At 65.0% G+C, this 15,506-nt stretch carries 13 protein-coding genes and 1 tRNA gene; 6 read left to right on the forward strand and 8 right to left on the reverse strand.

Annotated elements, in window-relative coordinates; translation table 11 throughout:
• The first annotated feature begins 359 nt into the window (after nucleotides 1-359).
• Entirely contained in the window at nucleotides 360-1,556 is a 1,197-nt protein-coding gene (locus AC07UX_RS14295; RefSeq protein WP_495192669.1) for a peptidoglycan DD-metalloendopeptidase family protein, read from the forward strand.
• Complete coding sequence (locus AC07UX_RS14300) at nucleotides 1,537-1,914, forward strand: bactofilin family protein (protein WP_495192670.1); 378 nt, start codon at nucleotides 1,537-1,539, stop codon at nucleotides 1,912-1,914. Before AC07UX_RS14295 ends, AC07UX_RS14300 begins: the two co-directional genes overlap by 20 nt.
• Nucleotides 1,915-2,046: 132 nt before the next feature.
• Here AC07UX_RS14300 and AC07UX_RS14305 read toward each other — a convergent pair whose 3' ends face one another.
• From AC07UX_RS14305 to AC07UX_RS14315, 3 genes are read right to left on the reverse strand one after another with little or no spacing between them, the layout of a single operon-like run.
• Nucleotides 2,047-3,555: a YifB family Mg chelatase-like AAA ATPase gene (locus AC07UX_RS14305; protein WP_495192671.1), complete on the reverse strand. Its 1,509-nt coding sequence runs from the start codon at nucleotides 3,553-3,555 to the stop codon at nucleotides 2,047-2,049.
• A gap of 18 nt (nucleotides 3,556-3,573) precedes the next feature.
• Complete coding sequence (locus tag AC07UX_RS14310; RefSeq protein ID WP_495192672.1) at nucleotides 3,574-4,260, reverse strand: RlmE family RNA methyltransferase; 687 nt, start codon at nucleotides 4,258-4,260, stop codon at nucleotides 3,574-3,576.
• The gene (locus AC07UX_RS14315; RefSeq protein WP_495192673.1) at nucleotides 4,257-5,378 is read right to left on the reverse strand and encodes a Ppx/GppA phosphatase family protein; all 1,122 of its coding nucleotides are present in this window, start codon (nucleotides 5,376-5,378) and stop codon (nucleotides 4,257-4,259) included. The genes AC07UX_RS14310 and AC07UX_RS14315 overlap by 4 nt, the downstream gene beginning before the upstream one ends.
• 331 nt (nucleotides 5,379-5,709) lie before the next feature.
• Here AC07UX_RS14315 and AC07UX_RS14320 point away from each other — a divergent pair, with 331 nt between their 5' ends.
• A complete protein-coding gene (locus tag AC07UX_RS14320) occupies nucleotides 5,710-9,207 on the forward strand; it encodes an autotransporter domain-containing protein (RefSeq protein WP_495192674.1) in 3,498 nt (1,165 codons plus the stop codon).
• 161 nt (nucleotides 9,208-9,368) lie between these two features.
• Here the strand turns inward: AC07UX_RS14320 and AC07UX_RS14325 are convergent, their stop codons facing one another.
• From AC07UX_RS14325 to yajC, 5 genes are all read right to left on the reverse strand, one after another.
• Nucleotides 9,369-10,793, reverse strand: coding sequence for a M20/M25/M40 family metallo-hydrolase (locus tag AC07UX_RS14325; RefSeq protein WP_495192675.1), 1,425 nt, complete (start codon nucleotides 10,791-10,793; stop codon nucleotides 9,369-9,371).
• An 88-nt stretch (nucleotides 10,794-10,881) separates the two neighbouring features.
• A complete protein-coding gene (locus AC07UX_RS14330) occupies nucleotides 10,882-11,226 on the reverse strand; it encodes an Mth938-like domain-containing protein (RefSeq protein ID WP_495192861.1) in 345 nt (114 codons plus the stop codon).
• Between the two features lie 47 nt (nucleotides 11,227-11,273).
• A complete protein-coding gene (gene secF, locus AC07UX_RS14335) occupies nucleotides 11,274-12,263 on the reverse strand; it encodes a protein translocase subunit SecF (RefSeq protein WP_495192676.1) in 990 nt (329 codons plus the stop codon).
• Nucleotides 12,264-12,284: 21 nt separating this feature from the next.
• Nucleotides 12,285-13,883, reverse strand: coding sequence for a protein translocase subunit SecD (gene secD, locus AC07UX_RS14340; RefSeq protein ID WP_495192677.1), 1,599 nt, complete (start codon nucleotides 13,881-13,883; stop codon nucleotides 12,285-12,287).
• Between the two features lie 8 nt (nucleotides 13,884-13,891).
• Complete coding sequence (gene yajC / locus AC07UX_RS14345; protein WP_184269376.1) at nucleotides 13,892-14,227, reverse strand: preprotein translocase subunit YajC; 336 nt, start codon at nucleotides 14,225-14,227, stop codon at nucleotides 13,892-13,894.
• 184 nt (nucleotides 14,228-14,411) lie between these two features.
• Between yajC and AC07UX_RS14350 the strand changes: the two genes are divergently transcribed.
• The 3 genes from AC07UX_RS14350 (at nucleotide 14,412) to AC07UX_RS14360 (ending at nucleotide 15,500) form a co-directional block, all read left to right on the forward strand.
• Nucleotides 14,412-14,488: transfer RNA gene (locus AC07UX_RS14350), tRNA-Pro, on the forward strand.
• A gap of 188 nt (nucleotides 14,489-14,676) precedes the next feature.
• Nucleotides 14,677-15,216 (forward strand): glycoside hydrolase family 108 protein, encoded by a 540-nt coding sequence (locus AC07UX_RS14355; RefSeq protein ID WP_495192678.1) that lies wholly within the window; start codon nucleotides 14,677-14,679, stop codon nucleotides 15,214-15,216.
• Between the two features lie 14 nt (nucleotides 15,217-15,230).
• Nucleotides 15,231-15,500: a 3TM-type holin gene (locus AC07UX_RS14360; RefSeq protein ID WP_495192679.1), complete on the forward strand. Its 270-nt coding sequence runs from the start codon at nucleotides 15,231-15,233 to the stop codon at nucleotides 15,498-15,500.
• Nucleotides 15,501-15,506: the final 6 nt, after the last annotated feature.

The following is a 15,506-nucleotide window of genomic DNA, read 5'->3' on the forward strand; positions in this document are numbered from 1 at the left end:
CCCGGAGGAAAGGACGGGAAGAGAGCGAGTCTCGACACGTCCGGCCGCTGGGCAGCCGCGCCTATAGCGATGCGCACCGATGCGGTCAAGCAAGGCGCCCCGATGCCACCGACCCCCCCTTTCCACGGCGACAGAACGCCATCCAGCGCTCACAAGTACGACGGACAAGTGAAAAATCCCGTCATTTGCACGGAACCGACGCGCCGGATCTTCGTTTCGTCGCGTTCGACCATCGACTCGTCACGAGTCCGCAGTGGCGGATTCGCGCGTAAGGCAAAGCTTTGCTAACGGCCGCCGCGGGCAAAAGAAGCATGATTTAGAGTCGCGGGGTCGCATTGTCGCATCAGAAGAAGACGGGAATGGCCGGTCTCCGGGACCGGATCAATGCCCTCTGCCCTGAGCGGGAGATTTTCCTGCGCTCCGGTGGCCAGGTCAAGTTCATCCGCATTTCTCGCCGCGCGCAACTTGCAGCGGCCGGCACCCTATCTGCCGCGCTGATCGGCTGGGCCGGCGTCACCGTCTCCATGCTCGCCAGCACCGCCTCGGTCGAACAGCAGCGCGCCGCATTGGCACAGCAAGGCAAGTCCGTCGCCAGCGCCGCCAGCAAGGTGGAAGGCTACCGCCAGTCGGTCGAGGATCTGGCGCAGGATTTGAAGGCCCGCCAGGACTTCATGGACATTCTCTACAAGACGCATTTCGGGGCCGAGGACGGCAATGCCGCCGGCGCCGATCTGGTCGGGGAAGAGAAGCGCGCCGACAAGGGCGACCAGGACAAGGGCGACCAGAAGGACCAGCTCAGCAGCAAGATCAGCATGGCGCCCGAAGCTGCGCCGCTGGTGAAGCTGGAGCAGCGCCAGCGCCGTTTCGCCCTGCTGCTGACCCACGCGGTCGAGCGCCGCGCCGACAAGGCCGCTGCCGCCATTCGCAGCTTCGGCCTTAACCCCGACACCCTCGCCCGCAGCGCCGCCCGCGCACAGGCCAGCTCCCAGGGTGGCCCTTTCGTCCCCTGGAAGGGCGACAAGGGCGCGATGACCGGCGAACTGGAAAATCTGGCCGACGCCATGGCGCGCATGGAATTTCTGGAGCGCAGCCTCCTTACCATCCCGTCTGGCCAGCCCACCGGTTCGCCGATGCTGACCAGCAGCTATGGCTATCGCCGCGACCCGTTCAACGGCCACGCCGCCTTCCACGCCGGACTGGATTTCCCCGGTCGCTACGGCCAGCCGATCAACGCGGCGGCCGACGGCAAGGTCAGCTATGTCGGCCAGCGCCAGGGCTATGGCAATGTGGTCGAGGTGGAGCATGGCAACGGCATCATGACCCGCTATGCCCACCTGTCCGGCTTTGCCAGCCGCGTCGGCCAGAAGATCGCGCGCGGCGACACGATCGGCCGCATGGGCTCGACCGGCCGATCGACCGGCACCCATTTGCATTTCGAGGTCCGGCTGAACGGCCAGGCCGTCAATCCCCGCTCCTTCCTGGAGGCCCGCAAAGATGTTCTCCAAGTCCAGCAAATCGCAACGGCCCGTTTCGCCGATGTCCGCGACCGGGGGTAAGTCCATCCCCTTCTCGCTGATCGGCGGCGACGTCATCATCGTGGGCAATCTGAACGCGAGTGTCGACCTGCACGTCGATGGCGTGATTGAGGGCGACATCAGCTGCGCCGCGTTGGTGCAGGGACCAGACAGCCGCATCACCGGGCATGTGACCGCCCAAAGCGCCCGGCTTGCGGGCCTTGTCGATGGGTCGATCACGGCTGGCGAACTGGTGGTGGAAAGCAGCGCCCGTATCACCGGCGACGTCGTCTATGAACGGATCACGATCGAACCGGGCAGCCGCGTCGAAGGCCGCTTCCGCCCCAAGGACAGCGCCGCCCCGGCCGCCGAATTGAAGCTGATCGCCAGCGACAGCTGAGCGGATTTGGTGATGGATTAGGGTAGTTAGGCGATATCTTCTACATCCGTCGCCCCCGGCCTTGAGCCGGGGTGATGTCATATTATTCGCCCATGTCTGAAACTGACCGCCAACCGCTGTCCAGCCCACTTCTCAATTCACCGGCGCCCTTCGCCGATAGCTCAGCGCCTCCGCCACATGCACCCGCCCGACCTGCTCGGCCCCGGCCAGATCAGCGATGGTGCGCGCGACCCGCAATACCCGCGTATAGCCGCGGGCCGATAATTTCATCGCCGCGGCCGCCTGCGCCAGCAATTGCCGCCCGGCTTCGTCCGGTCCGGCGACCTCCTCCAGCCGTTCACCATCCACCTCGGCATTGGTGCGCGTCCTGCTCCCGGCATAGCGCGCCGTCTGGACGCTGCGCGCCGCGGCGACCCGCGCCGCGACCTCGGCCGATCCTTCGGCGGGCGGGGGCAGAACCAGGTCGGCGGCCGTCACCGCCTGTACCTCCACATGCAGGTCGATCCGATCCAATAATGGCCCGGACACTTTCGCCTGATAATCCGCCGCGCAGCGCGGCGCGCGCGAACAGGCCAGCGCAGGATCGCCCAGATGCCCGCAGCGGCACGGGTTCATCGCGGCGATCAACTGCACTCGCGCCGGAAAGGTCACATGCGCATTGGCCCGCGCCACCGTCACCTCGCCCGTTTCCAGCGGCTGGCGCAGCGAATCCAGCACGGTCCGCTGAAATTCCGGCAGTTCGTCCAGGAACAGCACGCCCAGATGCGCCATGCTGACCTCGCCCGGCCGCGCCTTCAGCCCACCGCCGACCAGCGCCGCCATCGACGCGCTGTGATGCGGATTGCGGAACGGGCGCGCCCGACTGATCCTGCCGCCCTCCAGCGTGCCGGCGACGCTCGCCACCATCGAGCTTTCCAGCGCTTCGGACGGCGTCATGTCCGGCAATATGCCCGGCAGGCAACTGGCCATCAGCGACTTGCCCGCCCCCGGCGGCCCGACCATCAACAGGTTATGGCCACCGGCCGCCGCAATCTCCAGCGCGCGCTTGGCAACCTCCTGCCCCTTGACCTGTTTCAGGTCTGCGGTCCGCACCGGCGCATCGACCGCCCCTGGCTGCGGCGGCGACAGCGCCGACGTGCCCTTGAAATGGTTGAGCAGGCTGAGCAGGTCCGGCGCGGCGACCACTTCCACCTCGCCCGCCCAGGCGGCTTCCGCGCCCTGAGCCACCGGACAGACCAGCCCCTTGTCCTGTTCGCCGGCATGGAGCGCCGCCAGCAGCACGCCGGGCGACGGCGCGGTGCGCCCGTCCAGTCCCAGCTCCCCCACGACCACATAGCCCGACAGCATTTCCGCATCGATCACGCCCATCGCACCCAGCAGGGCGAGCGCAATGGGCAGATCGAAATGCGATCCTTCCTTGGGCAGGTCGGCCGGCGACAGGTTCACGGTGATGCGCTTGGGCGGCAGCGACAGGCCGATGGCGGCGATGGCGTTGCGCACCCGCTCCCGGCTTTCAGCCACTGCCTTGTCGGGCAGGCCGACGAGGATGAAGTTGGGGAGGCCGGGGACCAGCTGGCACTGCACCTCCACGGCGCGCGCCTCCAGCCCCAGATAGGCGACCGTCGAAACCGTTGCGACCAAATGCCCCCCAAATCTATCCTATTCGGTCGGATCGAGCCCTTCGTCCGGCCGCCCCTTGAACCCCTGCGCCACGACATACCATTCGACGCTGCCCTTGCGGCTGGCCGGCGGCTTGGCGTGCTTGATCGTCGTGAAATTCTTTTTCAGCAGCACCAGCAATTCGCCGTCCGTGCCGCCGGCAAACACCTTGGCGACGAAGGTGCCGCCCTTGCGCAGATTTTCCACCGCGAACCAGGCCGCTGCCTCGACCAGCCCCATGGTGCGCAGGTGATCGGTCGCGGCATGACCGACCGTATTGGCCGCCATGTCGGAAATGATCAGGTCCGGTTCCTGCCCCAGCGCCTCGCGCAGCAGGGCCGGCGCCTTGTCGTCCATGAAGTCCATTTCGAACAGGGTGACACCGGCAATCGGATCGGTCGGCAGCAGGTCGATGCCCACCACCGCAGCCTTCGGCGCCATTTTCCGCACCACCTGCGCCCAGCCGCCCGGCGCGACGCCAAGGTCGACGACCGCCTTCGATCCCTTCACGAAATGGAATTTCTCGTCCAGTTCGATGAGCTTGAAGGCCGCGCGGCTGCGCCAGCCTTCCGCCTTCGCCTTGCGGACATAGGGATCGTTCAGATGCCGCTCCAGCCAGCGCACCGACTGCGCCGTGCGGCCCTTTGCGGTCTTGACCCGCACCTTGCCGACGCCAGACCCTCTCACATCACTCTCCCGTCGCGGTCCATCAGCCCGCGTAAAATGCCTTCACGAATACCCCGATCGGCGACGCCCAGGCGCTCCGCCGGCCAGATATCGAGGATAGATTCCAAAATGGCGCAGCCCGCCACCACCAGATCGGCCCGCTCGGTGCCGATACAGGGCAGTTTCTGCCTTTCCGCCAGGTTCATGCCCGACAGGCGATCCGAAATGGCCCGCATCGATTCGCACGGCACGATCAGGCCATCGATCGCCTGCCGGTCATAGCGGGGCAGCCCCAGATGCAGGCTGGCCAGCGTCGTCACCGTGCCCGATGTGCCGAGCAGGCGAATATCCTGCGCATCCTTGGGCAGGCGCCGGGCCAGAGGAGAGAAAGCCTCAGCCACCCGCGCGCGCATCCGTTCATAGGCGGCCAGCCGGTCGGCGGCATTGCCATGATCGAACGCCTCGCTCTCGGTCAGCGACACCACGCCCCAGGGTGCGCTCACCCAGTCGACGATGCGCGGCGCGCCGGTCGTCCCGTGCGAATCGACCAGCACCAGTTCGGTCGATCCACCGCCAATGTCGAAGATGAGCGCCGGCCCTTCGCCCGGCTCCAGCAGCGCATGGCAACCCAGCACCGCCAGCCTCGCCTCTTCCTGCGCGCTGATGATGTCGAGCGCGATGCCCGTTTCCTTATAGACGCGATGGATGAACTCTGCGCCGTTGGACGCACGGCGGCAGGCCTCGGTCGCGACCGATCGCGCCAGCGTGACATGGCGGCGGCGCAGCTTGTCGGCGCAGACGGACAGCGCCGCGATGGCCCGGTCGATCGCCGCATCGCTGATCCGGCCAGTGGCGGCCAGCCCTTCGCCCAGCCGGACGATCCGCGAAAAGGCATCGACCACGATGAAACCGTCGGCGGACGGCTTGGCGATCAACAGGCGGCAATTATTGGTGCCCAGATCGATCGCGGCATAGGATCGGCGGTCGCGCGCACCATGGGGCGAAAAGCCCCGCTGCACCGGCGGGGGCGGAATGGCCGCAGCCTTGCTCCCATCGCCCTGACCGGAACGGGCACGCTTGCCCGCATAACGACCGGTCGGGCCGGAACTCTGCGGCGATGGGCGGCTCTGCTGCACCATGCCGTAACTCACTTCTGCTTATCGCCAGCCCCCAAAGCGGAGCCGGAACTTGACTCCATGCTTAGGCAGATATGCCGCGATACGCAAGCGACCCTCCGGTCGACCGGTTGACTACGACAACAGGCGGCCGATCAAGACGGCCAGATATGCACAGCAAATGTCGTTGCGATTGGGGAATGAATGACAATCATCGTTAGTAATGGATTAACATGGGATAAATCAGTCATGGTTGTGACCTTTTTGAGACAAGTCCCGACTTTCTTCATGCGACTGATTGTCTTACGCATTTCAGTTGACTAGCCTTCTCCTCGGTCTTTGGGGAGTTTATATCATGCACATTCGTAAGAATGGTGCGGGCCTGTTGGCGCGCGCCGGCCGGTCGGCCCTTCTCGCTTCCGCCGCCGTCGCGGCTCTTGGCATCGCGCCTGTCGCACAGGCCGTCGTACCGGCCGACGACAAGACTCCCTCGGACATTCTCGACAGCGGCGTAAATGGCGTCGGCATCATGTATCGCGACGACGGATTCGTGTGCACCGGCACGCTGATCAACCCGCGCACGGTCATCTTCGCAGCGCATTGCGTCAACGATCTGACCTCGGCCGATTACAGCACGGTCAATGGCGGGGTGCCGGTGGCGTTCGCCTTCGAAGCGAATGCCCGGCCCGGCCTGGTCGACTGGATTTCCAACAACTATCGCACCAACACGGCGCTGAGCGTCTATAATGTCAACAACATCGCCTATAATCCGGACTCGCTCGATCCGCCCGCGCTCAGCTTCCTCTATGGCGACGTCGCCATGGCGACGCTGGACACGCCGGCGGCCGACGTGCCGACCTGGGCGGTCCTGTTTTCCGCCCTGCCCGCCCCCTCCTCGATCAGCGAGACCAGCGGCACCGGCTATCATGTGACGATTACCGGTTATGGTCGCAGCGGCAGCGGCACCACCGGCAACAGCTTCGGCATCGACTTCCGCCGCAAGACGGCGGAGAATTTCATCGGTCTCCTAGGTGCGCTGGACGATGTCGACAGCTTCTTGTTCGGGGAAGCGGGCGGCTATACGCAGAATCTCTATCATACCGACTTCGATGATCCGACGCGCGAAAACCCCTTCGACTTCAACCTGTTCAAGGATGACGCCCTGCCCAACGAAGGCAGCACCGCCGGTGGCGATTCAGGCGGCCCGCTCATCCTGGACCAGGCCTTCGACGAAAAGACGGTGATCGGTGTCCTGTCGGGTGGCAGCCGCTATTTCCTCGAACAGCCGGCCAGCGCCTATGGCGGCTCCTCCTTCTACCAGCCGCTTTACCTCTTCTGGGACTGGATCGCGGAAAACAACCCTTATCGCTACGCCACCGCCAAGGCCGGCGACGGCAAATGGAGCGACGCCAACCACTGGATAACGGCGCTCGATCCCAATTACCGGATCATCGACAGCACCGGGCGGTTGGTGAACGGCGTGCCCACAACGGCCGGCGCCGGCGCCTTCGGCGACGATAGCGCGCAGAAATTCGGCCAGCTTTGCTACCAGCCCGACGGCATCTGCTACGATGTCGGCACCGGCACGATTTACGTCGACGGCGTGCCGGTCGAAGATGGCGGCAGCGCCGCCACCCCGGCCACCACGACGGCATCCGGCGCCACGACCGTGTCCAACAACAAGGGCAAGGTGGAGATTGCCGAACGCAGCCCCAATGGCGAAAGCGTCACGCTGGCCAGCGGTGCTATCCTGGAATCGCAGGCCGAAGCGGCGGTGACCGCCGCAGCCCTGCCCAGCGCGACACTGGCCAACGGCTTGCCCGGCGCGACCGGTTTTGTGCCGAACAATATCGATCCGGCCGCCTCGCGCGGCGTCGTCGGCCGCTATTATGACGTGACGCTGAGCGCGGCCGGCAAGACCACGCTGGACACCAGCGCCACCGTCGATCGCTTCACCATTTCGGGTACCGGATCGAGCCTGGACGTCACCGCCGCGGGATCGTTGACCAGCCTGATGGATATTTCCCATCTGGCCGGCGTGGTGAATATCGACGGTAGGGTCGAAACCGCCGGCGACTATTTCCTGCTGTCCGGCTTGCTTTCGGGCAAGGGTACGCTGCGCGCGCCCTATTTTACCAATGTTCTGGGCACGATCGCCCCCGGCGGCATCGGCACGGTCGGCACGCTGAGCGTGGAAGGCAATGCACTGCTCAGTTCGGGCAGCACGCTGCATATCGACCTGGGCGCCAATGGCGTGTCCGATGTGCTGGCGGTCAAGGCCACCCAATTTGTCGGCGCTGATGGCCAGATCGAAGTCGCAACGCCTGCCGCCACGAGCCAGAGCGGCGCTCAGCAGCAGCGTCAGGAACAGCGTGCGGCGGCGGCGATCACCGCGGCGCAGGCCGATGGCGACATCTCGCTGCTGGCGGTCGGCGATCCGATCGACGGCATCGCCGCAGTCGGCGGTCGCGTCGTGTTCGGCGCAGCGACCGGAGCCAAGGTCCGCTACGGCAACCAATATCGGTTCGTGACGGCCGAAGGCGGCATCGACGGCACCTTCACCGCCCCCGCGCAACTGTCAGCGATCCTGAAACCTGTGCTGATCTATGGCGACAACAGCGTCAGCGTTCGGATCGACGCCGGCCGCTATGCCGACGTCGTCAATCGCGCCGCGCCGAACCAGAACAGCTTCGCCCAGTTGCTCGACCAGAATCGCCCGCTCTACGCCAAATATGCCGCTCTCTATGGCGAGACCGATTTGTTGAGCGCAGCGGGCATTCAGGCGACCTTCGAAGCGATGGCGCCGCGCACCGAAACGCTCAAGACATCGATGGCCGAAGTGCTCAACGACAATATGGCGCGCTTCTATCGCGATCGCCTGACCAAGCTGGACGGCGGTTCGCTCGGCGGCACGCTGACCATGGTCGGCCAGCCGATCCAGTTGGCCGCCGCCAGCCTCAACAATATCGACCTGGGCATGGACCAGAGCGGCAATAGCGACACCACCACCCGCGAAGGCGTGTTGCCCGACGATATGAGCGCCTTCCTGGCCGGTGGCTATATCGATGGCAAGGCAGCACCGATGCGGACCGCCGTACCGCTGGGCAGTGACCAGTTTAACGGCTGGTATGGGGCGCTGGGCGTCGAAAAGGCGTTTGGCGACAACGGCGTGGTCGGCCTTGCCGCGTCCTTCAGCGAGTTGAAGGGCGACACCGGCGCCAACGACTGGGCGCGCGCGCGCCTCTATCAGGGCACCGTCTATGGCGCCTTCGACCTTGGCGGGCTGAAGCTGGATGCGGTCGGCAGCGCCGGCACGCTGGCTACCCGGTCGCGCCGTTCCTTCGCGGTCGGCGTGAACCCCTACACCCTTTATGGCAGCGATCAGGAACTGGCGCTGTCGGGTGAGCTGGGCCTCAGCAAGGCGCTGGGCAGCGACGCCTTCAGCATCGTGCCCCGCGCATCGATCCGTGGCGCCTATATCAGTTCGGGCAACCTCGCCGAAACGGGCGGCGACGCGGCACTGGTGATCAAGCGCCATGCCATCCGCAGTGCGCAGGGTCGCCTGGGCGCCACGGTCAAAGCGGACAGCGGAAGCTTCAAGCCATATCTGACCGCCAACTTCGTGCATGAATTCAACGATCAGCCGGCCTTCCTCCTGGCCAATCTGGTCGGCGGAACCGGCGGTCCGGCGCCCTTCGCGCTCGGTGGTTCGGACAAGAATTGGGGCGAAGTCGGCGGTGGCCTGACGCTCACCACCGGCACGATCGACCTGACCCTGTCAGCCGACACCACCGTCTGGCGCCAGGACGTGAAGTATCAGAGCTATCGCGCCGGCGTGAAGTTCCGCTTCTGATTTCGGCTTTCCGCCAAAGGAAAGGGCCGCCCCATCGGGCGGCCCTTTTCCGTTAGGGCGGAGAAGCAATGGAGCGTGGTGACTGCAAGCGGATTTACACCACCTCCGTTCGTTTCGAGCGAACGAACGGTTTTACGAACCACCTTGGCCCACGTCGCCGCTCACTGCGTATAGAGCTTCACCAGCCGGTAGAGGAACGCCCGCCCGTCCAGCAGCGACTTGACGCGGATGCGCTCATTGAGGCCGTGGACGCCCTGCCCGTCCGGGTCGGCGAACATGCCCGACACGCCATAGGTCGGGATGCCCGCCGCATTGGTGAAGCGCCCGTCGGTCGCCCCGGTCGCCAGACGCGGGATCACCGGCACGCCCGGCCACATCTCCTTGGTCAGCGTCTCGATCGGCCCCATGATCTGCGGCGTCAGTTCGGGCGCGGAGGATTTGGGCTGGGGCGGATCGGCCAGCGTCACCTTGACCTTCGGATCGGCAGCAACCTCGGCCAGGCGTGCCAGTACGGACTCGACGCTCTCACCGGGGATGATGCGGCAATTCACGTTCGCGGTCACCGACTGCGGCTGCGCGTTGGGCGCGTGCCCGCCATGGATCAGGGTCGGGATGCAGGTGGTGCGCAGGGTCGCATTCCAGCTGCCGCTTTCCGCCGATATGGTCGCATAATCGGCATCCGTCGCCTTACCGGCGCCGATCGCCGCCATCGCCTCCGATAGCTTGGCGGGATAGAGCGACGCCGACGCACCGAAATAGGCCTTGGCCGCCGGGGTCAGATCGACCGGGAAATCATAATCGTTGATCCGCGCCAGCGCCGCCGCCATCCATCCGATCGCGTTGACATGGGGCGTCTGGCGCGAACTGTGGCCACCCGGCGCCGTCGCGGTCAGGGTAAAGTCCTGATAGACTTTCTCGCCCGCCTGCACGCCCTGACTGACCGGCTTGCCCGCCTCGTCCAGCGAGCCGCCGCCGCCTTCGTTCAACGCCCATCCGGCCTTCATCGCATCGGGCCGGTTCTTCAACAGATATTCCACGCCGTTCAGCGCCTTCTCCGTCTCCTCCCCGCAGGTCAGGGCCAACTTGATCGTGCGCCTGGGCTTGTAGCCTTCGGTCTTGTAGCGGATCATCTGGTCGGTGAAGGCCGCCGCCATCGCCTTGTCGTCGGACGTACCGCGACCATAAAAATAGCCGCCCTCCTCGACCAGGGTGAAGGGGTCGCGCTCCCAGTCGCTGCGCTTGGCCGCGACCACGTCGATATGGGCGAGCAGCAGCACGGCCGGCAGCTTGGCGTCACTCCCGCGCAGGATTGCGGTCAGATTGCCTTCCTTGGGGTGGGCCGGGTCGGTGACGATCGCAACATCCGCATCCGCATAATCCGCCGCCTTCAACCGCGCGCCCATCCGCTCGGCCGCCACGGTGCAACTGCCGTCCGGCCAGCTCGAATCGGTTTCGACCAGTTCCTTGTACAGCGCCCTAAACGCCGGCTCATCCCCGCGCGCCTGCGCATCCGGGGTCGCGGCATGAGCGCTGGTGGTGACGAGCAGCGCAGCGATCAGCGCGGCGCCGGGACGGTGAAATGTCATGAAAAAGGCCCCTCTGGTGCAACAGGGGCGCAGAATGGCCAAAGCCAGGCGGAAGGGCAAGCCACCAACCGCCATCAACCGCCGCTGCTTACAGCGGCAGCAACGCCGCCACGATCTGCCGCTCTTCGGCGCGCAGCACGCCCCAGGCGCGGGCGGCGGCACGACTGTCCATCGCCTCCACGCCCAGCCCCAACGCCTCCACCGCGCGGACGAATGGCCGCGGCGGCTGGCGCAGTCCCGCGCCGGTCCCCAGCAGCAGAAATTCCGGCCGCGGATCGGTGCCAAACAGGTCGCCCAGCGCTTCGACCGTCAGCGCATCGATCGATCCGGGGGCATCCCGCCAGGCCAATGCGCGAACGGGGCTGAGCAGCAGGCCGTCCGGGAACACATCGTCGCGCACCCGGAAGCCACGGCCCTGAAAGCCGGTGACGATTGGCCCCTGGCCATCATCGTCCCGGCGCAGCTTGATACCGGAATCGCTCAGGGCCTGGCCCCGTCATCGCGGGGTCCGACCCGCTCGGCGGTGCCAGCATAGTCGCCCTTCTTGGCCGCCTTCTTCTCCGACGTCTGCGGGCTAAGGCCCAGAGAGATCAGCAGCGAGGACGACACATAGACCGACGAATAGGTGCCCACGATAATGCCCAGCATCATGGCTGCGGTGAAGCCGCGCAGCACATGGCCGCCCAGCAGCAACAGCGCACCCAACGCCAGCAGGATCGTCACCGACGTCATCACCGTGCGCGGCAGCGTTTCGTTGACGGACAGATCGATGAGCGATTTCATGTCCATCTTGCGATATTTACGCATATTTTCGCGGATACGATCGTCGATCACCATCTTGTCGTTGATGGAGTAACCCACGATCGTCAGCACGGCGGCGATGATGTTGAGGTCGAACTCCAGCTGCGTGATGGCGAAGAAGCCCAGCGTCATCAGTACGTCATGCACGATCGCGACGAAGGTCGACACGCCGAACTGCCATTCGTAGCGGAACCAGCTGAACACCGCGATGCCCAGGATCGCGAGCACGACCGCCAGGACGCCATTCTGGATCAGTTCGCCCGACACCTTGCCCGACACCGTGTCGTAGCGGGAGAAGGTGACGCCGGGGAATTGGGCGACCATCGCCTTGCGGGTCTTTTCCACGACAGCGTTCGCCGCGCCGGCCCCGCCCTGTTCGGGCAGGGGCAGGCGGATCTGCACGGTCTGGGGATCGCCGAACTGCTGGAGCGAGCTTTCGCCCACGCCGAGCGATCCGATGGTGGCACGCACCTTGTCGGTTTCCACCGCCTGCGGGAATTTCGCCTCGATCATCAGGCCGCCGACGAAATCGACGCCCAGGTTGAGGCCCTTGTGCGCGGTCGCGCCCACCGCGAGCACCGTCAGCAGCGCGGTCAGGGCAAAGGCCCATTTGCGGACGGCGACGAAGCCAATATTGGTGTTGTCGGGGACGAGCTTGAGAAGTTTCATGGGTGTATCCTCCCGCCCCTCTTAAATATGGATGTCGGTCGGACGGGTGCGGCGCACCCAGTTCGCGACGATCATGCGGGTGAAAGTGACAGCGGTAAACACGCTGGTCGCGATGCCGATCAGCAACACGATGGCAAAGCCCTTGACCGGCCCGGAGCCGAGCGCAAGCATGATGCCGCCGGCTATGGCGTGGGTCACGTTCGCCTCGAAAATGGTGCGGCTGGCTTCCTTGTAACCATGTTCGATCGACGCCACGACATTGCGGCCGCGTCGGCGCTCCTCACGAATACGCTCGTAGATCAGCACGTTGGCGTCCACCGCCGTACCGATGGTGAGCACGAACCCGGCGATACCGGGCAATGTCAGCGTGGCGCCCAGCATGCCCATCACGCCCAGGATCACCAGTACGTTGATGGCGACGGCCAGGTTCGCATACATGCCAAAGCGGCCGTAGCTGACGAACATGAACATAGCGACGGCCACCACGGCGACCACCGAAGCGATCAGGCCCGCCCGGATCGAGTCGGCGCCAAGGCCCGGTCCGACGGTGCGTTCTTCCACCACGACGAAGTTGACGGGCAGCTTGCCCGACCGCAGCGCGATGGCGAGCTGGTTGGCGCTTTCGACCGTGAAGCTGCCAGCAATCTGCGCGCTGCCGCCCAGGATCGGCTCATTGATATTGGGCGCGGACAGCACCTTGCCGTCCAGGATGATGGCGAAGGGGCGATTGACGTTCTGCGACGTCACCTGCCCGAATTTGCGGCCGCCCGAACTGTTGAAACGGATGTTGACGATCGCCTGGTTGCTCTGGTCGTACCCCTGCGTCGCGTCGCTCAGATCCTCGCCCGACACCATCACTTGGCGCTTGACCGCGATGAACGGCACGCCCGTCGGGTTGGCGGCATAGGGCAGCACTTCGCTGCCCACCGGCGCACGGCCCTGCGCAACCTCGGACGGATTGGCGGTCGTGTCGACCAGCTTGAATTCCAGCTTGGCCGTCTGGCCCAGCAGCGCCTTCAGCGCCTTGGGATCTTGCAAGCCCGGCACCTGCACGACGATACGATTGTCGCCCTGCTGCTGGATCGTGGGTTCGCGCGTGCCCATTTCGTCGATGCGTCGGCGGATGACTTCGGTCGAAACCTCCATCGCGCTCTTGACCGCATTCTTGATGCCGGCATCGGTGGGCGTGATGACGATGGTGGAGCTGTTGACCACCTCGACATTGAAATCGCGCTGGCCGGTCAGGCCCGCCCCCTGCGTCAACGGACGGATGCGCTCGACGGCGGCGTCCACCTGGCTCGGCTCGCGGACCATGAAGCTCAGCTTCCCGTCGCGGCTCGAAATATCGCCGATCGCGATCTTGGGATCACCCCGGCGCAGTTCGGTGCGAACCTGCTCCTCCATATTGGTCAGGCGCTGCTTGGCGACATCCTGGGTCGATGCTTCGAGCAGCAGGTGGCTGCCGCCCGACAGGTCGAGGCCAAGGTTCACGCGCGTCTGCATGAAACGGGGGAGTTGCGCGACGGTGGCGTCGGGCAGGAAGCTGGGGATGGCGCACAGGACGCCGATCGCCAATGGCAGGATGATCGCGGCGATCGCCCAGCGCGAGAAGTTCAGCATGGAGGGACTCAGTCGTTCGCAGGCTTGGCGGCGGTCGGGTCGATCACTTCGGTCAGGGTCGACTTGACCGCCTTGACCTTCATGCCCGGTGCCAGCTCGATATCGGCGTAAATCTCGTCCACGCGCACGACCTTGCCGACCAGGCCGCCGCCGGTGATGACCTGATCGCCTTTCTTCACGGCGTCGATCTTGGCCTTATGCTCCTTCATCTTCTTTTGCTGCGGACGGATCAGCAGGAAATAGAAGACGACGAAGATCAGGACCAGCGGCGCCATCTGCACCAGGATTCCGGCGCCGGAGGCTTGCCCGCCCGCGGTCTGGGCAAAGGCTGGGGTAATGAACATGGGTGGGACTGCCTTGTCTCTATCGGTCGCACACGCCCTGTCGGCATGCACGGATCAAGGGCGGGCGGCTAACATAGATGAGGGGCAAGAGGCAATATGATTAGGGATTCGGGAAAAGTGTGAAAAGAGGTGCGATTGAGCGCTTGCGCTTTTCTTTTCCGCCCCCTATTGGGCGCCCTCCGGTCGGGACGTAGCGCAGCCTGGTAGCGCATCACACTGGGGGTGTGGGGGTCGGAGGTTCGAATCCTCTCGTCCCGACCAAGATTTTCCGAAATAGCGACCGTCCGGGAGACGGACGCGGGAAAATATCCCAAGCGCAAGCACGGGACGCTGTTTTCAGCAACATCCTCTCCATCGTCATATATTTTAGGTCTTGGGCAAAAGCGCCTGTCCTACAGCGAACCATATGGGATAAATGAGTCGCCTCATTCCCGATATGGAGGCACCCCATGGACATTCACGACCTGATCGAAGAGGTCATCGCCCGCGAAGGCGGCTATAGCGACCATCCTGCCGATCGCGGCGGCCCGACCAATATGGGCATCACCCTGAACGTCGCCCGTACCAACGGCTATATGGGCGATATGAAAGTGCTGCCGCGCAGCGTCGCAGAGGCCATCTATCGCCGCCTCTACTGGGAACAGCCAGGCTACGCCTTCATCGCCGAAATGAGCTGGCCGATCGCCGCAGAACTGTTCGACACCGGCGTCAACATGGGCGTCGCGACCGCAACCGGCTTCCTTCAGCGCGCACTCAACGCGCTCAATCGCAACCAGAAGGATTATCCCGACCTGAAGGTCGATCGGCAGGCCGGCGCCCGCACCTTTGCCGCATTGACCGCCTTCCGCGCCGTGCGCGGCGCGGGTGGGGACAAGGTGCTGCTCAAGGCACTCGAAGCGTTGCAAGGCGAACGCTATGTCGCGCTGGCGGAACAGCGCCCGGCCAACGAAGCCTTTCTCTATGGCTGGCTTGCCAACCGGATCGGTTAGAAAGGGGACACGACATGCAGCAGGATAGCAATTCCGACCCCGCCGATATCTGGACGCGGCGGGCACGCCCCGCTTTTCTTTACGTCATGTACGCGCTGCTTCTCTGGTCGGTCCCCATGGGCCTGATCGCCGGCATGCGGCCTGACATGGCGGCAGCAATCACCGCTGGCATGCGCGCCTATCTCGCCGCTCTGCCCGAACCGCTCTACGCGCTCTTCGGCACCGGCTATCTGGGCTATACCGCCGCGCGCGCCTGGGGGAAGGCGAAGGGTAGCGAACGATAAGGCCCC

Source organism: Sphingobium sp. GW821-FHT02B05 (assembly GCF_059421905.1).